Raw genomic sequence first — 21,019 nt, forward strand, 5'->3', positions numbered from 1 at the left:
AAGCAAGTGCCCGGCGAGTGGATGACGCGAAAAGGGATTGACTAACCAAGGCCCGTTACAGAAGCCCGGATGAAGCGCAGCGTAATCCGGGAACCTGCTGACGTCACGGGCCCCGGATTTCGCTTCGCTGCATCCGGGCTACGAAGCGTGACCAGCCTCAGCCGTTGCGGAACGCGTAGGCGTAGCCGTTGAGCGCCGGCGCGCCGCCGAGATGGGCGTAGAGCACCTTCGATCCGGCCGGGAAGAAGCCCTTCTGCACCAGATCGATCATGCCCTGCATCGACTTCCCTTCATAGACGGGGTCGGTGATCATGCCTTCCAGCCGCGCGCTGAGGCGGATCGCCTCCTTGGTCTCCTCCGACGGCACGCCGTAGGCGGGATAGGCGTAGTCCTCGATCAGCACGACATCATCCTCGACAATGTCGCGGCCGAGCTCGACCAGCTTGGCGGTGTTCTGCGCGATCGACAGCACCTGCGCCTTGGTCTGCGCTGGCGTGAACGAGCCGTCGATGCCGATCACGTTGCGCGCACGCCCGTCAGCAGCGAAGCCGACCAGCATGCCGGCATGGGTCGAGCCGGTCACCGTGCAGACGACGATGTAGTCGAACTTGACGCCGAGCTGGCGCTCCTGCGCGCGCACCTCTTCAGCGAAGCCGACATAGCCGAGCCCGCCATATTTGTGCACGGAGGCGCCGGCCGGAATCGCGTAGGGCTTGCCGCCCGCAGCCTTCACCTCCTCGATCGCCTGCTCCCAGCTCTTGCGGATGCCGATGTCGAAGCCTTCGTCGACCAGGCGCACATCGGCGCCCATCACGCGCGACAGCAGGATGTTGCCGACGCGGTCATAGACAGCGTCCTCATGCGGCACCCAGCTTTCCTGCACCAGCCGGCACTTCATGCCGATCTTGGCCGCAACAGCCGCAACCATGCGGGTGTGGTTCGACTGCACGCCGCCGATCGAGACCAGCGTATCGGCATTGGAGGCGATCGCGTCGGGGATGATGTATTCGAGCTTGCGCAGCTTGTTGCCGCCGAAGGCGAGTCCGGAATTGCAATCCTCGCGCTTGGCATAGAGCTCGACCTTGCCGCCGAGATGCTTTGACAGCCGATCGAGCTTCTCGATGGCGGTCGGCCCGAAGGTGAGCGGGTAGCGCGCGAACTTCTCCAGCATGCTGGCATCCTCTTTGGTGGTCTGGAACGGCGGCCACTCCTATCACCACCGGCGCGAAAGGTGCTCTCTAACTCAGCCCAGGTAATTGCCGAAGATTGCCAGATTTGGCCTGAATGATATGTTTTCTCTCACAACATCGAATAATGACGAGAGATTCTTCCATGCCCGCTCGACTCGACCGCATCGACCTCAAGATGTTGAGATTGCTGCAGAAGAACGGCCGGCTCAGCAATGCCGAGCTGGCCGATCAGGTCGGCGTCAGCCCCGCGACCTGCCATCGCCGCACCCAGGCGCTGTTCGACGAGGGTTATGTCAGCAGTGTCCGCGCCATGGTGGCGCCGCGCAAGCTCGGCAAAGGCACGCTGGTCATGGTCGGCGTCGTGCTCGACCGCTCGACACCCGAGAGCTTTGCGAGCTTCGAGCAGGCGGTGGCGAAACTGAAATGCGTGCTCGACTGCCACCTCGTTGCCGGCGACTTCGACTACTTCCTCAAAATCCGCGCCGGCGATATGGAGGATTTCAATCGCATCCATGGCGACCAGCTGATCGCGCTGCCCGGCGTGCGCCAAACCCGGACCTTCTTCGTGATGAAGGAGGTGGTGGACAATGCGGCGCTGGAGTTCTGAGCCGACGCGAGCGAGCCCAAGGTTTCTCGTCGCCGACTTAACCGCCCGCCGCGCCTTCCGCTGCCCCCTCGCGCCCATCCCTCGCCTTGCCGCGCAGCGCGACCTTGTCGCCGTCATAGGTGAGCGTCCAGGTCCAGGCGTCGCCGAGCCCGACATATTGGAGATCGACGACGAGCGTTCGCTCGTCCGTCCACGCGCCCTTGACGGCGCGCACACCGAGAAAGGTCGGAGCGCTCTTGCGATAGAGGCCGCCGAGGCCGATCGGCCCGTCGAAGTGACGCCGTGCAGGATCGCCGGCGTTGGTCTCGACGACGTAGCGCGGGTTCTCGTCGGCAAGGAACAGCGTCAGTGTCTTGATACCGAGGTTGTTGTCGGGGAATTTGTAGGTGCGGCCCGAGATCATGGATGCGATCGCGGGCGTCGCACCGACCTGTGTCGGCTTCTCCGCGGCGACGTCGGCGATCGCCTTTTCCAATTGCTCGGCCGCAGCCGGATCGGCCGGCAGGGCCTGGTCGGATTTGACGGCGCCGGAAATCTCTTCGGCCAACCTGCCGAATGAGCAGAAATTGCTCGCCGTCATGACCGCAACGATATCGCGCTCCGGCAGGACCATGATCACCTGGCAATGATAGCCGACCGTCATGAAGATGTGCTTGTCGGGAATGGTCCAGAACTGGTTGGCATAGCGCAGCAGCAGATCAAATCGCGCATTCATGTTCACGGTGGCATGGTTGACGGCATCGAGGAAATCCGCCGGCAGCAGCTGCTTGCCCGCCCACTCGCCGTTGCGCAGATAGAGATAGCCGATCTTCGCCATGTCGCGCGGCCGCATCATCAGGCCAAACCCGCCGATCGGGAGCCTTTGCGGATCGCGCCGCCAGAACGGCCTGTCAATGCCGAGCGGGCCGAACAGCCGCTCCTCGGCAAAGTCGGCGGTGTTCTTGCCGGTGAGCTTGCTGACGATCGCGGACAACAGATGCGAGCCGCCACTGTTGTAGTAGAAGGTTTCGCCCGGCGCATGCGCCATCGGGCGGTCCAGGATGAACTGGACCCAGTCCGGGCTCTTTCCCATGTCGCGAAGCGACTGCTCCGGCCCGCCCTCAAACCCCTCGTCCCAGTCGAGGCCCGACGTCATGTTGAGCAGATGCTGGACCGTGATGGCCCTCTTGCGCTCATCGACATCAGCGATGCTGCGATCGGAAAAGAAATCCAGCATCGGGTGATCGAGACGATCCAAGAGACCATCCTTGTACGCCATCGCCAGCAGCGTCGCGACCACCGCCTTGGTGGAGGAGTTGATCGCGTGCGGCATGTCGGCGGTAAAGGGCACGTAATACGTATCGAGCACGATGCGGCCATGGCGCGTCACCAGCAGGCTGTCGAAGCTGCGCGTGGTGCCGGCCGCCACCAGCTTGGCCAGGACAGCCGAATCCATGCCCTGCTGCTCCGGCGTCGCGGTTTCCCACTGAGCTGTCGGCCAGACCGGCTCGGCGCCTTGCGCATTGGCCGCGCCGAAATGAAGCGATGTGAGCAGGATGGCCGCGCCTAGCGCCGCAGCCTTGATCCGTGACGAAAGCCCAACGACGCGATCGACTGCCTGCATAGTCCGCCCCTGCCAGTGACCAACTCGCGCAAGGCATATACCACGAGCGGCAGTGGTCTCACTTCACAACTTGCAGACATGGGGATGACGGCGCAGCGAGAGCCGAGCCGCCGGCAAGTCCAAGTGTGATAAGGCTCACGAATTCGTGGCAGAACGCCACAGCCTATGGGGATGCGCGCGTGTTTCCGGAAGGCGCATGATGCCGTAAGCTGTCCGCAGCCAACCTCGCGTCCAGCGGAGTGCCCGGCCGCCCCATTCAGACCATTGCAACGCTGCGAACGGCCCGACGTTGGTAACAAACCAACAAAACCGGGAGTACGTCATGACGATGCGACCCGACCCCACGTTTCACGCCTCGCCAAAGCTTGCGATGGAGGCGCCGCCGGAGCAGTTCGCCTATACGCTGCTGCTCAGTCCCGACTTCAAGAAGCCCGACGCACTCGCGGTGATCGACGCCAAGCCGGGTTCGAAGACTTATGGCAAGATCGTCCACACCGTGACGATGCCGAACAAGGGCGACGAGTTCCATCACTTCGGCTGGAACGCCTGCTCCTCCGCACTGTCACCGCTCACCGGACACGCCTTCATCGAGCGGCGCTATCTCATCATTCCCGGCCTGCGGTCGTCGCGCATCTACATCATCGACACCAAGCCCTCGCCGCTCGAAGCCAAGATCCACAAGATCATCGAGCCGGAGGAAGTGTTCAAGAAGACCGGCTACTCGCGGCCGCACACCATTCATTGCGGGCCCGAAGGCATTTACGTCTCCACCCTCGGCGGCAGCGGCAAGAACGGCACGCAGGGCCCGCCCGGCATCTTCATCATGGATTGCGAGACCTTCGACGTGCTCGGCCGCTGGGAGATCGACCGCGGGCCGCAGACGCTGCACTATGATTTCTGGTGGAATCTGCCGCGCGACTACATGGTGACCAGCGAATGGGCGCTGCCGCCGCAATTCGAGAACGGCATCGTCGCCGAGGACCTGCTGTCGAACAAATACGGTCACCGGCTGCATTTCTGGGATTTGCGCGCGCGGCGCAACGTGCAGACCATCGACCTCGGCGCCAATCACCAGATGGCGCTCGAGGTCAGGCCCGCGCACGATCCGATCCGTGAATATGGCTTTGTCGGCGTCGTCGTCGACACCACCAACCTCGAAGCCTCGATCTGGACCTGGTGGCGCGAGGGCGGAAAATTCCACGCCGAGAAGACCGCGACGATCCCGCCCGAGCCGGCGCCGAAGGAGAAGCTGCCGCCGCTGTTGCAGGGGTTCGGCGCGGTGCCGCCGCTGGTGACCGATATCGACCTGTCGATGGACGACCGCTTCCTCTACGTCTCCTGCTGGGGAACCGGCGAGATGCGCCAATACGACGTCCGCGATCCGAGGAGGCCGAAGCTTGCAGGGTCGGTGTATATCGGCGGCATCGCCCGCCGCACGCCGCATCCGAACGGCAAGGCGTTTGCCGGCGGCCCGCAGATGGTCGAGATCAGCCGCGACGGCAAGCGGGTGTACTGGACCAACTCGCTCTATTCGACCTGGGACGACCAGTTCTATCCCGACGGCATGCCAGGCGCCGAGGTCATGGCCAATGTCGGCGCCAACGGCGGGCTGGAGTTCGCCAAGGACTATTTCGTCGATTTCCCCGAGGGCTATCGCCCGCATCAGATCCGCCTCGAGGGCGGCGACTGTTCGACGGATTCGTTCTGCTATCCGTCGGTATGGAATTGAGCGACGTCGATACGACGACCATCTGGCTCTGGCTCGCGATCATCGCAAGCGGCCTCTATCACGGGATCAACCCGGGCATGGGCTGGCCGCTCGCGGTGTCCGCGGGCCTGATGGACAAATCCCAGCGCGCCGTCATCGGCGCGCTGCTGCCGCTGTCGACCGGCCACCTTGCGGCGATGCTGCTCGTGCTGCTGCCGTTTGTACTGTTGATCGCGCTGGCGGAATGGCAACGCCCGATCCAGATCACAGCTGGTGTCATCATCATCGGCTTCGGCCTCATGCGTCTCATCAATCGCCGTCATCCGCGCGCGCTGGCGCGGATACCGCCAACCAGATTGGCGCTCTGGTCGTTCGCGGTGGCGATTGCCCATGGCGCGGGCCTGATGCTGCTGCCGATCTATCTCGGCCTCTGCGCGACATCAGCTGCGCAGGACGGCCATATGGCGGCGCAGCGCGTGATCGATCAGAACCTTGCGATGGCGCTTTTGGTCGCGCTCGTCCACACCGCCGCCATGCTCGGCGCCGGCGGCCTGCTGGCATGGCTGGTCTATCGCTACCTCGGCGTCAAATTCGTCGCGCGGAGCTGGTTCAATCTGGAGACGGTCTGGGCGGTCAGCCTCGTTCTTGTGGGCGCTGCAGCGCTTGCCGTCACTGTCGCGGAGTGGCGGTAAGCTGCCGGACCGGCCGGGCTGCCCGAGAGAAGTAATCCTTTCATCCGACTTGATGGCCGGCGCAAAGCGGCGCAATCTCTGAGGGAGGCCCCACAGAGCTGCAGGGTCGCGCGCGGACGCGCGGGGGCATTGATCCGCGGATGACATCATGAACGCCACGGCGATGCGACTGGTGATTCCGTTGCTGGCCCTTGCCGCCGGCGGCACGGCGGCGCTCATCTTCGGCATCCACCGAACCCAGCAAATCCTCGGCACGAACACGCCTTTGATGGCCACGGCACCATCCGGGCCTGCAGCTTCCGCGCAGGTGCAGGACAAGACCGCGCTCGCGAAGGCGCAAAGCGAGACCGCGGCCCTGGCCAACGCGCTGGCAGCACCGTCGCCGGTGCCGGGCGACAACGCCGTGCCGGAATTCGACGTCGTCAACGTCGAGCCGACCGGCGAGACTGTTGTCGCCGGCCGGGCGCTACCTGGCGCAACGGTGGAATTGCTGCGCAACGGCGAGGTGCACGATCGCGCCGTGGCGGACAAATCCGGCCAGTTCGTCATGGTGCCGCGCCCGCTTCCGCCGGGAAACCACGACCTGACGCTGCGCATGACGCGCGACGGCAAGCAGGTGGTCTCCAAACAGAGCGTCGCCGTGGCGCTCGAAGCTGCGGCAAGGGAGCGGCCGATGGTGGCGCTGATGGCGCCGGACAAGCCGGTCCGGGTGCTATCGCAACCTGCGGCGACGCCGCAGGCAGCCGGGAAAGTGGCTGTCGAGGCGGTCGAGACCGAGCCGGGCGGCATGCTCCATGTCAGCGGCCAGGCCGCGCCCGGCGCGACCGTCAGGCTCTATCTCAACGGCAGCCTGATCACCTCCGCCACCGCCGACGCGGCGGGGCACCTCTCGGTCACGATCAACAAGGGCGTCGCGGCCGGCAACTATCAGGTCCGGCTTGACGAGGTCGACCCCGGGTCCGGCAAGGTCCGCGCGCGCGCCGAGGTGCCGTTCAACGTTCCGGACACGACGACGACCGCATCGATCCCGGCCTCGTCCAGCCGTGCGGGTGCGACCGCGCCGCGGCTCGCGGCAGCGACGGCCACCGACGCGTCGAGCTCACCCTCCGCCGTGGTTGTGCCGAAGATCACGACGACCACGGTGGCCCGCGGCGACAGTCTGTGGCGGATCAGTCAGCGCGCATTCGGCGCCGGCCAGCGCTACGCTGTGATCTACCGGGCAAACCAGCAGCAGATCCGCAATCCCAATTTGATCTATCCCGGTCAGGTCTTCGTCGTGCCGGCACGGTGAGGCCGGCCTTCCGCCAACCGTCACTTGCCCGGGGATTTCAGAAACGCCACGATCTTGGCGCGATCCTCCGCCGAGCGCACGCCGGTGTACGGCTTCATGCCGTTGCCCGACACCACGGCTTCGGGATCCTCGATGAAGCGCAGCAGCGTGCGCTCATCCCAGACGATATCGGATGATTTCATCGCCTGAGAATAGGGAAAGTTCGCAACCGATCCGGCCTTGCGGCCGACGATGTTGTGCAGGTTCGGGCCGGCGCGGTTGTCGCCATCCTTGACGGTGTGACAGGTGCGGCAGGAATTGTTGAATGCCTGCTCGCCGGATACGCCTGCGTCCTGGCCATAGGACGGCGAGAGCGGCAGGGACGCCAATCCGCATAGCAGGACAATCAATCTTGGTCGCATCGATCACTCCGTCGGAAATGCCATGCCGTCAACGCAGAGGCGGCGTGAAAGGTCCTCGCGCAGCCGGCCCACCATCTGGCGCAGGCGTGCGCGCCGCACTAGATGTGCTGCCATGCAGCACCCCGCCCTCGAGGATTTCGTCGCCGGCCACCAGCGCCTGTTTGTCCTGACCGGGGCCGGCTGCAGCACCAATTCCGGCATCCCTGATTATCGCGACAGCGACGGCAACTGGAAGCGGACCCGGCCGGTCACCATCCAGGCCTTTTTGGGCGAGGCGGCGACCCGGCAGCGCTACTGGGCGCGCAGCATGGTCGGCTGGCGCCGGTTCGGCCGCGCTGCGCCGAACGGCGCGCATCGCGCGCTGGCAAAGCTCGAACAGCAAGGGCGCTGCGAGCTGCTCTTGACCCAGAATGTCGACCGCCTGCACCAGGCCGCGGGCAGTCAGCGCGTGATCGACCTGCACGGCCGGCTCGACGTGGTGCGCTGCCTCGGCTGCGGCGCCACCATGCCGCGCGAACAGTTTCAGGGCGAACTGTCACGGCTGAACCCCGCCTGGCTCGCGCTTGATGCCACTGATGCGCCCGACGGCGATGCCGATCTCGAGCAGGATTTTTCGTCATTCGTGGTGCCGGCCTGCGAGGCCTGCGGCGGCGTGCTGAAACCTGATGTGGTGTTCTTCGGCGAGAACGTGCCGCGCGACACGGTTGCATCAGCGCAGGCGCATCTCGAGCAGGCCGACGCCTTGCTCGTGGTCGGCTCCTCGCTGATGGTCTATTCCGGTTTCCGCTTCGTCCGCATGGCCGAGCAGCGCGGCCTGCCGATCGCCGCCGTCAATCTCGGCCGCACCCGCGCCGACGAGCTGCTGACGCTCAAGGTCGAAGACCAGTGCGAGACGGCGCTGTCGTTTTTGCTGTAGGCCGCTGCTGCCTCCACGTCATTGCGAGCGAAGCGAAGCAATCCATCGTGCCGCACACGTTGAGCATGGATTGCTTCGTCGCTATTCGCTCCTCGCAACGACGAGGCACCAGATAGTTGCACTACGCCCGATGCCGCGGCGCCTTGGCCATCGGCAAATTGGCGTTCCAGTGCGTCCAGCTGACGCTGGCGAGGCTGCCGAGATCCGTCGCCAGCGGGCGGCGGGTGCGGCGCTCGTACTCGGCGATGCAGCGGCCCGACTCACCGATCTTGCGCTGCAATTCGTCGATCGTCATCTGCGTCGCGCGGCCGCAATTGGCCTTGCCGATCTGATCGACCTCGATCTGCTTCAGCGCCGCACGCAGCTTCTTCAGCTGCGCGCGCTGCCAGGCAATGTGACTGTCACTGTCTGCCGTCATGTGGCTGCCACCATCTTTGATCGTTGCACGCCGTTGGGAACCTCGATGTCGACCTCGAGCATCGAGACGAACTTGCCGCGATCCATCCGGACCACGACCTTGTCGGGATCGACGTCGATATGCTTGGACACCACGCTGAGGATTTCCGAGCGCAGCGTCTCCAGAAGATCGGGCGCACCATTCCGGCCACGCTCATGCGAAAGCAGTATCTGCAACCGCTCCCGCGCGACGGGCGCCGATGCAGCGCGGCCGCCGAACAGCCGCATTACGTTCATCATGCCGCCCTCCGTCGCAGCAGCCGGTCCATCAGCCCCTTGCGCTCGACCGGCACGGTCATCTCGACCTGCTCCCCCATCAGGCGCCGCACCGCGTCGGTATAGGCCCGCGCCGGCGCGCTGCTTGCAGCGTTCACCGTGACCGGGCAGCCGACATTGGAGGCGCGCAGCACGTCCTGGCTTTCCGGGACGATGCCGAGCAGCGGCGTCGCGAGGATCTCCAGGATATCGTCGATCGACAGCATCTCGCCGCGCGCGGCGCGGCCGGCATCATAGCGGGTGACCAGAAGATGCTTCTCGACCCGCTCGCCGCGCTCGGCGCGGACCGTCTTGGAATCCAGCATCCCGATGATGCGATCGGAGTCGCGCACCGACGACACTTCCGGATTGGTGACGATGACGGCCTCATCGGCGTAGCGCATCGCGAGCGTCGCGCCGCGTTCGATGCCGGCCGGGCTGTCGCATAGGATCCAGTCGAACTTGGTCTTGAGGTCGGCGATCACGCGCTTGACGCCCTCTTCGGTGAGCGCGTCCTTGTCGCGGGTCTGCGACGCCGGCAGCAGCCAGAGATTTTCCAGCCGCTTGTCGCGGATCAGGGCCTGCGGCAGCTTGGCGACGCCCTGCACCACATTGATCAGGTCGAACACCACCCGCCGTTCCGCGCCCATCACCAGGTCGAGGTTACGCAGGCCGACGTCGAAATCGATGACGACGACGTTCTGGCCCATTTGCGCGAGCGCCGCGCCAAGCGCGGCGGTTGAGGTCGTCTTGCCGACTCCTCCCTTCCCAGATGTCACGACCAAAACCTTGGCCATTTCTCTCTCTCCTTGTGGTCGATCAGTTCAACGCTGTGACACGCAGTATTTCGCCCTCGAGCCACGCCTGGGCGGGCCGGTTGCGCAAGTTGTCAGAGATTTCTTCTGCGGTCTGATAGTAGCCGTCGATGGCGAGCAATTCGGCCTCGATCTTCTGGCAGAAGATCCGGGCCGCGGAGTTGCCGTTGATGCCGGCCATCGCGCGGCCGCGCAACGTGCCGTAGACATGGATCGAGCCGCCGGCGACGATCTCGGCGCCGGAGCCGACCGAGCCGAGCACGGTGACGTCGCCTTCGGCAAACACGATCGACTGGCCGGAACGGACCGGGCTCTCCAGCAGCAGCGACGGCAGCTTGGTCTTGTCCTTGTCTTTGCTTTTTTCCTGCGCCGGCGGCGTCTTCGGCTCGGCATGGGTGATCGCGCAGGCGCGGCCGCCGGTCAGAAGCGGCGGCATGTTGGCGCCGAGCTTCGATTCGTCGACCCCTTCGATGCCGAGGATGCGGATGTTGCGTTCGGCGAGGCTGCCGATCAGATGCGCAATCGCAGCCTGGCTGAGGTCGACCGCCGACAGGTCGAGCACGATGGGCTTGCCGCTGAAGAAGCCCGGGGACTTCCCAAGCGTCGCGTCGATCTCGGCGAGCCAGGACACCACCGGCACGACCGGCGAGAAAACGAACGCAACATAGGAACGGCCGCGCATGCGGACCTGCTGACGTGCGACCTGTTGAGTTGCGTCCATCGCCCCTGACTCGGTTGTCTTGTCGAATGGTTAACAATCGGCCCGCATGGTTAACCAAAGGTTAACAGGCGTCAGGGTTTTCACTGATTTGGGACAGGTGGCTCTTTGGCACCATCAGCTCGAGCCGGCGGCTCCGTTTTGAGCTGGATCAAAGTCAATTGGGCCCAATCGCGCTATCATTCCGGCGCGCGCTGGCCGGGCCACATCATGACCAACTCCAGTTGGACTGAGATTCTGCGGTGCCCAAAATGCCGACGCACGGGGCACGCCGAGCTGTTCGAGATCGCCCCTTTCCGCAATCGGATTCTGAAGGTCTCGGAGGATTTCGAGATCCGCACCGACGAGCGCGGCAGCGATTTCCAATGCCGAACCTGCAAGCTGCCGGCCCTGCCATGACTTAGGATGTCTGTGGCAGGGCCGGAAGGCGCGGATCAACGCCGGGCCGACGGTGAACGCTCGGCCTGCGCGGACGCATCGAACACCGCGCGGCATGGCCTCAGATGCGCCGTTCAAGGTCCCGCAGGCAGAAACGTTCGCCGAAATTTGCCTTTTAAGTCAAAGGGCTAAATTCGATCCGGAGCGCATTCCGCCTTGGCAAGACCTTCTCGCGGCCGCCACCGCCACTCGACGGCCGCTGAGCCCAAACAAAAAGCCGGCGTCGATCGACGCCGGCTCCTGCAATTGCGCGTGCTGGAAGGGAGCGTCTCAGCTCTTCACGTCGGCGGCCCAGGTCTTCTCGATCTGCTTCACGACGCTGTCGGGCATCGGGATGTAGTCGAGCTCCTCGGCGCTCTTGGCACCCTTGTCGAAAGCGAACTTGAAGAACTTGAGCGCTTCCTTCGAGGCCGCCTTGTCGGTCGCGTCCTTGTGCAACAGGATGAACGTCGAAGCGACGATCGGCCACGACTTGTCGCCGGGCTGGTCGGTCAGGATCAGGTAATAGCCGGGCGCGTTGGTCCAGTCGGCGTTCGAGGCGGCAGCCTGGAATGCTTCGTTGGTCGGCTGGATGGTCTTGCCGGCCTTGTTGACCAGCGCGGTGTAGGTCAGCTTGTTCTGCTTGGCATAGGCATACTCGACATAACCGATCGAGTTCTTGGCCTGCGCGATGTTACCCGCGACGCCTTCATTGCCCTTGGCGCCGACGCCAATCGGCCATTCGACGGCGGTGCCGGACCCGATCTTGCTCTTCCAGTCCGGACTGACCTTGCTCAGATAGTCGGTGAAGTTGAAGGTCGTTCCCGAACCATCGGCGCGATGCACGACCGAGATCGCTTCGGACGGCAGCTTGGCCTTCGGGTTGAGCTTCTTGATCGCCGCATCATCCCACTTGGTGATCTTGCCGAGAAAGATGTTGGCAAGCGTCGGACCGTCGAGCACCAGATCGCCGGCCTTCACGCCTTCGAGGTTCACCACCGGCACGATCGCGCCCATGATCATCGGCCACTGCGCAAGGCCGTCCTACTGCAACTGGCCGGACTTCAGCGGCGCGTCGGTCGCACCGAAGGTCACGGTGTTGGCTTCGATCTGCTTGATGCCGGCACCCGAACCGATCGACTGGTAATTCACACCACTGCCTGAATCCTTCTTGTAGGCGTCGGCCCACTTGGACAGGACGGGGAAGATGAAGGTCGAGCCGGCACCGGTGATGTCGGCTGCGAAGCTGGGCGTAGCCATGACCACCAGACCGGCGGCCACGATCGATTTGACGAATTTCATGCTGATCTCCGTGGAAACGCGAGACGCCTCGCGTGCTCGATGCTCTCGTTAGCAGCGGCAACGTTTTTTCGAACGCCGATGACGATGGGATGACAGCGGCGCCTAACCTTCGGCCTACATCGAAAGTCCGAAAACGGCAGGCATCCTGCCATTCGCGCTGCGTTGAAGCTTGCTGAAGCGTCGCAGTTGGAACTTATTCCGCCTTGATGTTGGCCGACTTGACGATCGGCCACCATTTCTCGATCTCCGCGGCCTGATGGTCGCGCAGCGCGGCGGGGCTCTGTTTGTCCGGCGGCGGGATCTCCTGCCCGAGTTCGGCGAAGCGCTGCCGGACGGCGGGCTCGGCGAGCGCCGACATCACCGCTTTCGACAACGTCGAAAAAATATCGGCAGGCGTGCCCTTCGGTGCCCAGATGCCGTGCCAATAGGCAATGTAGAGCCCCGGCAATTCCGCCTCATCGACGGTTGGAATATCGGGAGCCGATGCAAGCCGCGATGACGCCGTCACCGCGAACGCCTTCACAGTTCCGCTCTTCACCTGCGGCAGCGAGTTGGAGGCCTGATCGAACATGATGTCGATATGCCCGGCCATCAGATCGTTCAGCGCGGGACCGGCGCCGCGATACGGCACGAAGGAGAAGTTCGTGTTCGTCAACTGCTGGAAGAACACGCCGGCGACATGCGCGCCCGAACCTGGGCCCGCTGTGCCTGCCGTGGCCTTGTCGCCATTGGCCTTCAGCCAGGCGATCAGCTCTTTCAGATTCTTCGCCGGGAGATCGGGCCGGCCGATGATCAGCTGCGGCCCGCTCGCGATCAGCGCAATCGGCGCGAACTCACGCACGTCATATTGCAGCTGATAGATCGCGCCGTTGAGGCAATGCGTACCCCAATGCCCGATCGTGATCGTGGTGCCGTCAGGCGCCGCGCGCGAGGCGCGCAGCCCCGCAACGGTACCGGAGGCGCCGGTGACATTCTCGATGATGACGGGATGGCCGACCACGTTGCGCATATATTCGGCGAGGATGCGCGCCAGCACATCGGTCGGTCCGCCGGCGGCGAACGGCACGATCATGGTGATCGGGCGCGCCATGGTTTCCGAGCGCGCACCTCGTGATGCAAGCGGCAGCGTCGCAGCACCAAGCGCGAACTGCAGGAATGGCCGGCGAGACATGTTGGACATCTGCGTTCCCCCTCCTGCTGTCATAAAGCCGCCTGCCTAGAAGCTCCAGCCCTTCGACGCGCCCCAATCCATCATGAACTGCTCGGTCTCGCGCCCGGCATCGGCGAGCCAGGCGGTGAAGTCGGCGATGGCGCCGGCGCTTTCATTGTCGGCGAGATAGAACGAGCGATATTCGCGCTTGCGCAGGCCGAGATCGCCGAACGGCAGGCAGAGCTGGCCCGCCATCAATTCGTCGATCACCAGAAACAGCGGAAACAACCCGATGCCGATCCGCTCGAGCGTCGCCTGCAGCGCGAAGAACATCTGCTCGAACCGCAACGTCTCCTGATCCGCACTCATCTCGCCGCCGGCCTGGACCAGCCAGCGCGGCCAGTCATAGGGTTCGGTCAAATAGGTGATCAGGGTGTGATGCCGCAGGTCGTCGGGGGTGGCGAGCCGGCCGCGCGTCAACAGGTCGACGTGGCAGACCGGCGCGATCAGCTCGGTCATGAAGTGCTGCGACATCCAGCCCACGGGTTCACCGACATTGCCGCGGATCGCAACATCGAACGAGCGATCGTTGACATTGAGCGGTCCGATCGACGTCAACAGCCGCAGCTCGACATCGGCGCGCATGCGCTGGAACGAGGCGATGCGGCGGATCAGCCAGCGCATCGCAAACGTCGGCGGCGCGCTGACGCGCAGCACCGACGGCGAGCCATACTGTTTCATGTCCATCGAGGCGAGCGCAAGGCGATCGAGGATCGCCGTGACCTCGCGATAATAGATCTGCCCGGCTGCAGTCAGCGTCAGTTGCGAGGGGGCGCGGCGAAACAACTTGACGCCGAACCAGTCCTCGAGAAGCGCGACCTGGCGGCTGACGGCGCCGTGGGTCACCAGCAGCTCTTCAGCGGCCTTGGTGAAGCTCACATGCCGCGCGGCCGCTTCGAATGTTCGCACCGCATTGAGCGGTGGCAACTTTCTCATGATCCTGTCGCGTCTCCGGAAGGCTCAGGAGGATAGCGTGGCAGCGTCCGGATTGTCGAGGGCGCGGGCGAACTGGGTGCGATCGAGGTCGCCTTCCCAGCGCGCCACCACCACGGTCGCGACCGCCGTGCCGATGAAGTTGGTCAGCGCACGCGCCTCCGACATGAAGCGGTCGACGCCGAGCAGCAGCGCGATGCTCGCCACGGGCACATGGCCGATCGAGCCCAGCGTCGCGGCAAGCACGATGAAGCCGCTGCCCGGCACGGCGGCCGCGCCCTTCGACGTCAGCAGGCAGACCACGACGAGACCGATCTGCTGGACCAGCGACATCGGCGTGTCGGTGGCCTGGGCGAGGAACACGCTGGCCATGGTCAGATAAATGCAGGTGCCGTCGAGATTGAAGGTGTAGCCGGTCGGAATCACGAGGCCGACGGCGGATTCCGCGCAGCCGGCGGCCTTCATCTTGTCGATGAAACGTGGCATCACCGATTCCGAGCCTGATAGCCCGAGCACCAGCAGCAGCTCTTCGCGGAGATAGCGGATCAGCTTGAAGATGCTGAAGCCCGCCAGGCGCGACACGATGCCGAGCCCGACGATCACGAACAGCAGGCAGGTGAGATAGAACACCAGCATGAAATGCGACAATGCGACGATCGAGCCGACGCCGTATTTGCCGATGGTGAAGGCCATTGCGCCGAACGCACCGATCGGCGCGATCCGCATGATCATGCCGATCAGAATGAAGAGGATCTTCGACAGCTTCTCGATCGCTACCAGCACCGGCTTGCCGTTCTCGCCATAGCGTTGCAGGGCAATGCCGAACAGCACCGCGAAGAACAGCACCTGGAGCGTGTCGCCGCTGGTGAACGCGCCGCCGATCGTCGAAGGGATGACGTTCATCAGGAAGCCGACGACGGACTGGTCGTGCGACTGGGTGACGTAGGACGCCACGAGGCGGGAATCGAGCGAAGCCGCCGAGACGTGCATGCCGTCGCCGGGACGCGCCAGGTTGATGACAACAAGACCGATGATCAGCGCCGCGGTCGTTGCGATCTCGAAGTAGATCAAGGTTTTCACGCCGATCCGTCCGGCCTTGCGCATGTCGCCGAGGCTCGCGATGCCGTGCACCACGGTGAGGAAGACGATCGGCGCGATCGCCATCTTGATCATCTTGATCAGGGCGTCGCCAAGCGGCTTCAGGGCCGCGCCGATGTCCGGCCAGAGATAGCCGACCAGCACCCCCAGCGCGATGCCGAACAGCACCTGGACATAGAGACGCGCATGCCAGGGCGCCGCGACAGCGTCGAGACGGGCGGCGCCGTCATTGGTGATGGTGGACATGGGCGTCGATCCTCGGGAGTATTATGTTGGCTGCGCAGGAGGCAGGGTCGGCAGACGCCACCGCTGCAGCAGCGGCGCGACGTTGGCGGGCGATGGCGCGAAGCGCAAACGAGTTAAGCTCAGGCAGCGTGACCTCAGCTCACAGGCCGGCGATAGCCGCGTGAGCCCACCTCACGCTCCGTCAGCATTACTCGTTTGCGGGTGCTTCCCGCTTTGATCGACAAAGGCGCAGAAGCCGGTCGTCAACCGGCGCTAGCTGCGAGGAACGACAATGAGCAGACTTTCGGTGGCGGTGATCGGCGCCGGCATGGGCGGACTGGCCTCCGCCGCGGCACTGAGCCGCGCAGGCATCGATGTGACGGTGTACGAACAGGCCCAGCGCTTCACCCGGCTCGGCGCCGGCATCCAGATCGGCTGCAACGCCATGAAGGTGATGCGGGCATGGGATCTCGAGCCGGTATTGCACCGCGAGGCGTTCTATCCGCGGTCCTGGAACAACAAGGAATATGACACCGGCGAGGTGCGCTTCGACATGGTGTTCGGCCCCTCCGCCGAAGAGCGCTATGGCGCGCCCTATCTGCTTGGGCATCGCGGCGATTTGCATGCGGCGCTTGCCAGCGCCGTGCCCGGTAACCTCATTCGTCTCGATCACAGGCTGACCGCGATCGAACAGCGTGCGGACCACACGGTGGCGTTGACCTTCGCCAACGGCCACAGCACGACGGTCGACGCCGTGGTCGCCGCCGACGGCGTGCATTCCTTCGTCAAGGAGCGGCTGTTCGGCCGCGACGAGCCGAACTTCACCGGCCGCATTGCCTACCGCACCGTGTTCCCGGCATCGCTGCTCAACGGCTATCCGATCGACGACTGCACCAAATGGTGGGGGCCGGATCGCCACATCGTCATCTATTACGTCAAGCCCGACCGCGGCGAAGTCTATTTCGTGACCAGCCAGCCGGAGCCCGGATTCACCGTGGAATCCTGGTCGGCGACCGGCGACGTCAACGAATTGCGCAAGGCGTTCGAAGGCTTCCATCCGCAGGTCCGCAAGGTGCTTGAGGCCTGCCCGTCGGTGCACAAATGGGCGCTGGTCGACCGCGATCCGCTGCCGCGCTGGAGCGAGGGCAACATCACGCTGCTCGGCGACGCCTGCCATCCGATGACGCCCTACATGGCGCAGGGCGCGGCAATGGCGATCGAGGACGCGGCGGTGCTGTCGCGCTGCCTGAAGGATATCGATCGCGACGGCGTCGCTGAGGCCTTCCGCCGCTTCGAGGCGACCCGCAAGCCCCGAACCTCACGCGTGCAGGCGAGCTCGCGCACCAACACCTGGCTGAAGAATCCGACCGATCCGGACTGGGTCTACGGCTACGACGCCTGGACCACGCCGCTCGCCGAGCCGGCGCTGGCCTGATCACAATTCAACCGGAGACGACAATGACCGACGCAAATCCCCGCGGCGAGAAGTTCGAGCGCGGCCTGCAAACCCGCCGTACCGTGCTCGGCGACGCTTATGTCGAACGATCGCTGAAGGCGGCCGACGACTTCAACTGGCCGATCCAGAAGCTCGCCACGGAATATTGCTGGGACGAGATCTGGAATCGCCCCGACCTCGACAAGCGCAGCCGCAGCCTGCTCAACCTCGGCATGATCGCGGCGCTCAACCGCCCGCACGAGCTCAAGGTGCATATCCGCGGCGCGCTCAACAACGGGCTGAGCAAGGCCGAGCTGCGCGAGGTGTTCCTGCAGATCGCGGTCTATTGCGGCATGCCCGCGGGCCTCGACAGCTTCCGTATCGCCAAGGACGTGTTCGCGGAGATGGGCCTTGTCGACTGAGGCGGCCCCAATCGCAACCGCCGCATGGCAGGGCTTTGTCCGGCACGATGTGCCCGGCAAAGCCGGGCGGCTCAGCGTCCGTGTCGGCGGAGCGGAGCACGGCGTGCCGGTGCTGCTCTGCCATTCGATCCTGACCAGCAGCGCGATCTGGCACCGTCAGGCCCTCGCGCTTTCCGCCCGCGGCCGTCGCGTGCTCGCACTTGACAGCCGGGGTCACGGACAATCGGAGGCGCCGCGCGGCCCCTATGCCATGGACGATCTGGTGGCGGATGCGATCGCCGTGCTCGATCACTTCGGCATCGCGCGGGCGCATGTGATCGGCGTCTCGCAGGGCGGCATGACGGCGTTCGGCCTCGGCGTGCGCCATCCGGACCGCCTGCTCAGCCTCTGCGTGATCGCAGCACGGGCCGATGCGCCGCCACCCTTCGCCGCCGCTTGGGACGATCGCATCGCGCTGGTGCGTGAGCGGGGTATCGCGCCGCTGGCGGCGCCGACCGCGGAGCGCTGGTTTGGAGGCGCCTTTCTCGATGCGCATCCGGCGATCGCGACTGCGCTGCTCGACTGCATCAACGAGACCGATCCGGAAGGCTTCGTCGGCTGCGCCCGCGCGATCCAGTCGCTCGACTATCTCGATGGCGTGAAGACGCTGCAAGTGCCGCTGACGATGATTGGCGGCGCAAACGACCAGCTACTGGTGCAGCCAATGAGGGAGCTCGCAACGATGCTCAACTGCCGGCTGGCGATCATTCCCGGCGCCGGCCACCTGCCCCAGGTGGATCATCCGAACGAGGTCGACGCCACGATCGAGCGGCATTTGCAGGAAGCCGCTCGATCCGGGTGACCTCGTCCGCCGGCTCTCAGCAAAAATATCGAAAACAACCCCATGCAAAGGAGCGGGCAGCCGCCGCAATCAAGAGCTTTGGCCCTATAAGTTGACACGTCGGGCAAATCACCTGCAAAATTTCACCGTGGCAGAATACGCTCGACGACCACGGGCAAGCGACGGGTGCTGTCCGGTGTCACCGTCGGGCGCATCCTCCCACCCGTGAGCGCGTGCAGCCGATGACGGCGCTCGCAGCGATCCCGGCTGACGATCATTGCGGCCGCCGGGCACCCGCCCCAGGTGGATCACCCGGACGACGTCGACGCCCCGATCGAACGGCATTTGCGGGAGTTGGCCCAATCTGCATAACGCCGACCAGTAGTTCTCACCCCCGTACCATCTTGGCACTGAGCGCTTGGCCATCTGCGGAGGAAGAGGATGGCCAAGGCGCGGATATGGGCGTGGGCTGATAGCCATCATCTGTAGCGAATTCCCGGATAAACAGCCTTTTTGCTTGCCCGTTTTTGTGGCGGTCGGCGGCGCTCACCGACCAGTCCCGCCCCGGTGGCGACAGGGTCGTTTCCGCATGCTAACGTACATGGAAGGTTATAGCGCGACGGTATAAGCGGGCATGGCAGTCCACACTGACCCTGTGTTGTCCCCTCAAGTGCTGCCTCCCTTTGAGCGGGCCTGTCGCGCGGTCCTTGCGGCTGACGTGGTTGGTTACACCCGACTGATGGAAGCGGCCGAGCTCGAAACCCATCAACGCTATCGCACTCTCCGCGTCGAAGTCACCGATCCGACCATCGTCTCGCATCGCGGTGAAATCGTGAAGAACACGGGCGACGGGTTTCTCGCGGTCTTCGAGAGCCCGCTGGATGCGGTCGAATGCGCGACCGAGTTGCAGCAGGAAATCCTCTCTCGGGAGAGCCATCACTCTCCCGAGCGCCGCATCGCATTTCGAATTGGCATCCATTGGGAGCCCGTCATCTTCGATCTCGACGACGTCTACGGAAGCGCGGTCAATATCGCCGCGCGTCTTCAGACGACGGCACCGGCAGACGGGATCGTGGTGTCGTCGGCCGTGCTCGACAATCTTGATGGCGCCGGAGACCTGAAATTCGACAGTCTCGGCGACCTTCGGCTGAAGAACCTGACCCGAGCTGTCCCCGCGTTCTCGCTGCGATTGCCGGGGGTGGACCGCGGCGCGGCAGTCGGGTTCGCGCGCTCGCCTTCCAGGCGGGCAAAATTGCCCTCGATTGCCGTCCTGCCGCTCGTCAGTCTTTCAGACGACCCCGCCGACAACTATTTCGCCGAGGGATTCGTCGACGATATCATCGCGACGCTCAGCAATATCAAACACCTTCTGGTCGTTGCCCGCGGGTCGACCATGATGATCGATCGCCGCGCCGTCGACTACGGAACGGTGGCCGGCGAACGACTTGGCGTGCGGTATCTGCTCAGTGGCAGCATTCGCCGCGCCGGCGATCGAATCCGGCTCTCTGTCGAGCTCGGTGACTTGTCGACGGCATCGGTCATATGGGCCGAGAAATACGAAACCGATATCGAGCATATCTTCGGCGTGCAGGACGAAATCGCCCTCATGATCGTCGGCCGCATTTCGACGCACGTGCGCCAGGCCGAGGTGAAGCGCGCGCTGCGGAAGCGCCCGCACAATTTGAACTCGTACGATTATTTTCTGCGCGCGCTTGATCTGCTCTACAAGCTGGACTTCGCCAGCTTTTCGATGGCGCGGACGCTGCTGGAGCGGGCGCGCGAAGAGGACGACGGCTATGCGGCGCCATATGCGTTTTCAGCGCGCTGGCACATGCTGAACATCGCCGAGGGCCGGTCGACCGATCCCAACGCCGAGATCGCCGAGATCATCCGGCTCTCGAATTGCGCCATCGAACGAGATCCATCCGACGCGCTTGCCCTTTCACTGCAGGGGCACGCGCGGAGCGCATTCCATTTTGACTTTGACACAGCCCTGGACTGCTTTGACCGTGCGCTTGCCGCCTCGCCAAACAATCCCTGGGCATGGATGTTCAGCAGCGCAACATACGGCTTCATCGGCAAGCCAGCGTCGGGAATCGAACGAGCCGAACGAGCCATTCGGCTGTCCCCGCTGGATCAACAAGCCTTCACCAGTTTTTCACGGCTCGGCCAAAATCATTATTTGAACGGCACCTATGAAGAGGCCATTCGCTGGTCGCGAAAGGCACTCAGCCTCAATCCCCGATACGGAAACGCGATCCGGATCGCAGCGGCAAGCCTCGTGGCCGTCGGCCGGCATGAGGACGCCGCGCTGTTGGCAACGCATCACCGGTCGGTTCTGCCGCAATTCACTGTGTCTCATTACGCGCCGCGTTGCCCTTTCAAGGCGGAGCAAGCTTCACTTTACGTGCAGCGGCTGGAAGCCGCCGGACTCCCTGTCTGAATTTGGAGTGCCTGATTGACAAGATGATTATTGGAGCTGGGAGGTTGCAATGCAGTTTCATG

Annotated in this window: 20 protein-coding genes and 1 pseudogene; 10 read left to right on the forward strand and 11 right to left on the reverse strand. The window is 64.3% G+C overall.

The window, feature by feature from the left end; all coding sequences use genetic code 11:
• Positions 1-157 precede the first annotated feature (157 nt).
• Entirely contained in the window at positions 158-1,171 is a 1,014-nt protein-coding gene (locus QMZ05_RS34530; protein WP_353704810.1) for a 1-aminocyclopropane-1-carboxylate deaminase, read from the reverse strand.
• Between the two features lie 161 nt (positions 1,172-1,332).
• On the opposite strand from QMZ05_RS34530, the gene QMZ05_RS34535 reads away from it, so the two are divergent.
• Positions 1,333-1,797: an Lrp/AsnC family transcriptional regulator gene (locus QMZ05_RS34535; protein WP_353704811.1), complete on the forward strand. Its 465-nt coding sequence runs from the start codon at positions 1,333-1,335 to the stop codon at positions 1,795-1,797.
• 37 nt (positions 1,798-1,834) lie between these two features.
• On the opposite strand, the gene QMZ05_RS34540 is transcribed toward QMZ05_RS34535, so the two are convergent.
• Entirely contained in the window at positions 1,835-3,400 is a 1,566-nt protein-coding gene (locus QMZ05_RS34540) for a serine hydrolase (protein WP_353704812.1), read from the reverse strand.
• 322 nt (positions 3,401-3,722) lie between these two features.
• On the opposite strand from QMZ05_RS34540, the gene QMZ05_RS34545 reads away from it, so the two are divergent.
• The 3 genes from QMZ05_RS34545 to QMZ05_RS34555 all read left to right on the forward strand — a co-directional run bounded on the left by QMZ05_RS34545 (position 3,723) and on the right by QMZ05_RS34555 (position 7,091).
• Positions 3,723-5,129, forward strand: a complete 1,407-nt coding sequence (locus tag QMZ05_RS34545; protein ID WP_353704813.1) for a selenium-binding protein SBP56-related protein — start codon at positions 3,723-3,725, stop codon at positions 5,127-5,129.
• Positions 5,120-5,800, forward strand: coding sequence for a hypothetical protein (locus tag QMZ05_RS34550; protein ID WP_353704814.1), 681 nt, complete (start codon positions 5,120-5,122; stop codon positions 5,798-5,800). Before QMZ05_RS34545 ends, QMZ05_RS34550 begins: the two co-directional genes overlap by 10 nt.
• A gap of 148 nt (positions 5,801-5,948) precedes the next feature.
• Entirely contained in the window at positions 5,949-7,091 is a 1,143-nt protein-coding gene (locus QMZ05_RS34555) for a LysM peptidoglycan-binding domain-containing protein (RefSeq protein ID WP_353704815.1), read from the forward strand.
• Between the two features lie 20 nt (positions 7,092-7,111).
• Here the strand turns inward: QMZ05_RS34555 and QMZ05_RS34560 are convergent, their stop codons facing one another.
• Positions 7,112-7,492: a c-type cytochrome gene (locus QMZ05_RS34560; protein ID WP_353704816.1), complete on the reverse strand. Its 381-nt coding sequence runs from the start codon at positions 7,490-7,492 to the stop codon at positions 7,112-7,114.
• A 22-nt stretch (positions 7,493-7,514) separates the two neighbouring features.
• On the opposite strand from QMZ05_RS34560, the gene QMZ05_RS34565 reads away from it, so the two are divergent.
• On the forward strand, positions 7,515-8,408 hold the full coding sequence (locus QMZ05_RS34565; RefSeq protein WP_353704817.1) for an NAD-dependent protein deacetylase: 894 nt from the start codon (positions 7,515-7,517) through the stop codon (positions 8,406-8,408).
• A 121-nt stretch (positions 8,409-8,529) separates the two neighbouring features.
• Here QMZ05_RS34565 and QMZ05_RS34570 read toward each other — a convergent pair whose 3' ends face one another.
• Genes QMZ05_RS34570 through minC form a run of 4 tightly spaced genes read right to left on the reverse strand, consistent with a single transcriptional unit; the run spans position 8,530 to position 10,655 of the window.
• Positions 8,530-8,826 (reverse strand): hypothetical protein, encoded by a 297-nt coding sequence (locus QMZ05_RS34570; protein WP_050419829.1) that lies wholly within the window; start codon positions 8,824-8,826, stop codon positions 8,530-8,532.
• Positions 8,823-9,101, reverse strand: a complete 279-nt coding sequence (minE, locus tag QMZ05_RS34575) for a cell division topological specificity factor MinE (protein WP_050419828.1) — start codon at positions 9,099-9,101, stop codon at positions 8,823-8,825. Before minE ends, QMZ05_RS34570 begins: the two co-directional genes overlap by 4 nt.
• Complete coding sequence (gene minD, locus QMZ05_RS34580; RefSeq protein WP_353704818.1) at positions 9,101-9,916, reverse strand: septum site-determining protein MinD; 816 nt, start codon at positions 9,914-9,916, stop codon at positions 9,101-9,103. Before minD ends, minE begins: the two co-directional genes overlap by 1 nt.
• Positions 9,917-9,938: 22 nt before the next feature.
• The gene (gene minC, locus QMZ05_RS34585; protein ID WP_353704819.1) at positions 9,939-10,655 is read right to left on the reverse strand and encodes a septum site-determining protein MinC; all 717 of its coding nucleotides are present in this window, start codon (positions 10,653-10,655) and stop codon (positions 9,939-9,941) included.
• A 138-nt stretch (positions 10,656-10,793) separates the two neighbouring features.
• Here minC and QMZ05_RS34590 point away from each other — a divergent pair, with 138 nt between their 5' ends.
• Positions 10,794-11,051: a hypothetical protein gene (locus tag QMZ05_RS34590; protein WP_353704820.1), complete on the forward strand. Its 258-nt coding sequence runs from the start codon at positions 10,794-10,796 to the stop codon at positions 11,049-11,051.
• Positions 11,052-11,360: 309 nt separating this feature from the next.
• On the opposite strand, the pseudogene pstS reads toward QMZ05_RS34590, so the two are convergent.
• The 4 genes and pseudogenes from pstS to dctA all read right to left on the reverse strand — a co-directional run bounded on the left by pstS (position 11,361) and on the right by dctA (position 15,858).
• Positions 11,361-12,371: pseudogene (gene pstS / locus QMZ05_RS34595) on the reverse strand (phosphate ABC transporter substrate-binding protein PstS).
• A 193-nt stretch (positions 12,372-12,564) separates the two neighbouring features.
• Positions 12,565-13,542: a tripartite tricarboxylate transporter substrate-binding protein gene (locus QMZ05_RS34600; protein ID WP_353704826.1), complete on the reverse strand. Its 978-nt coding sequence runs from the start codon at positions 13,540-13,542 to the stop codon at positions 12,565-12,567.
• Between the two features lie 45 nt (positions 13,543-13,587).
• Entirely contained in the window at positions 13,588-14,517 is a 930-nt protein-coding gene (locus QMZ05_RS34605) for a LysR substrate-binding domain-containing protein (RefSeq protein ID WP_353704821.1), read from the reverse strand.
• Positions 14,518-14,541: 24 nt separating this feature from the next.
• The gene (gene dctA / locus QMZ05_RS34610; RefSeq protein ID WP_353704822.1) at positions 14,542-15,858 is read right to left on the reverse strand and encodes a C4-dicarboxylate transporter DctA; all 1,317 of its coding nucleotides are present in this window, start codon (positions 15,856-15,858) and stop codon (positions 14,542-14,544) included.
• A 271-nt stretch (positions 15,859-16,129) separates the two neighbouring features.
• Between dctA and QMZ05_RS34615 the strand changes: the two genes are divergently transcribed.
• The 4 genes from QMZ05_RS34615 (at position 16,130) to QMZ05_RS34630 (ending at position 20,957) form a co-directional block, all read left to right on the forward strand.
• Positions 16,130-17,272: an FAD-dependent monooxygenase gene (locus QMZ05_RS34615; protein WP_353704823.1), complete on the forward strand. Its 1,143-nt coding sequence runs from the start codon at positions 16,130-16,132 to the stop codon at positions 17,270-17,272.
• 23 nt (positions 17,273-17,295) lie between these two features.
• On the forward strand, positions 17,296-17,694 hold the full coding sequence (locus QMZ05_RS34620; RefSeq protein WP_028341542.1) for a carboxymuconolactone decarboxylase family protein: 399 nt from the start codon (positions 17,296-17,298) through the stop codon (positions 17,692-17,694).
• On the forward strand, positions 17,684-18,535 hold the full coding sequence (locus QMZ05_RS34625; protein ID WP_353704824.1) for an alpha/beta hydrolase: 852 nt from the start codon (positions 17,684-17,686) through the stop codon (positions 18,533-18,535). The genes QMZ05_RS34620 and QMZ05_RS34625 overlap by 11 nt, the downstream gene beginning before the upstream one ends.
• Positions 18,536-19,148: 613 nt before the next feature.
• Positions 19,149-20,957, forward strand: coding sequence for an adenylate/guanylate cyclase domain-containing protein (locus QMZ05_RS34630; RefSeq protein WP_353704825.1), 1,809 nt, complete (start codon positions 19,149-19,151; stop codon positions 20,955-20,957).
• Positions 20,958-21,019 lie beyond the last annotated feature (62 nt).

Origin of the sequence: Bradyrhizobium sp. INPA03-11B (assembly GCF_040446015.1) — a bacterium.
In the GTDB taxonomy this organism is placed as follows: Bacteria; Pseudomonadota; Alphaproteobacteria; order Rhizobiales; family Xanthobacteraceae; genus Bradyrhizobium; species Bradyrhizobium macuxiense_A.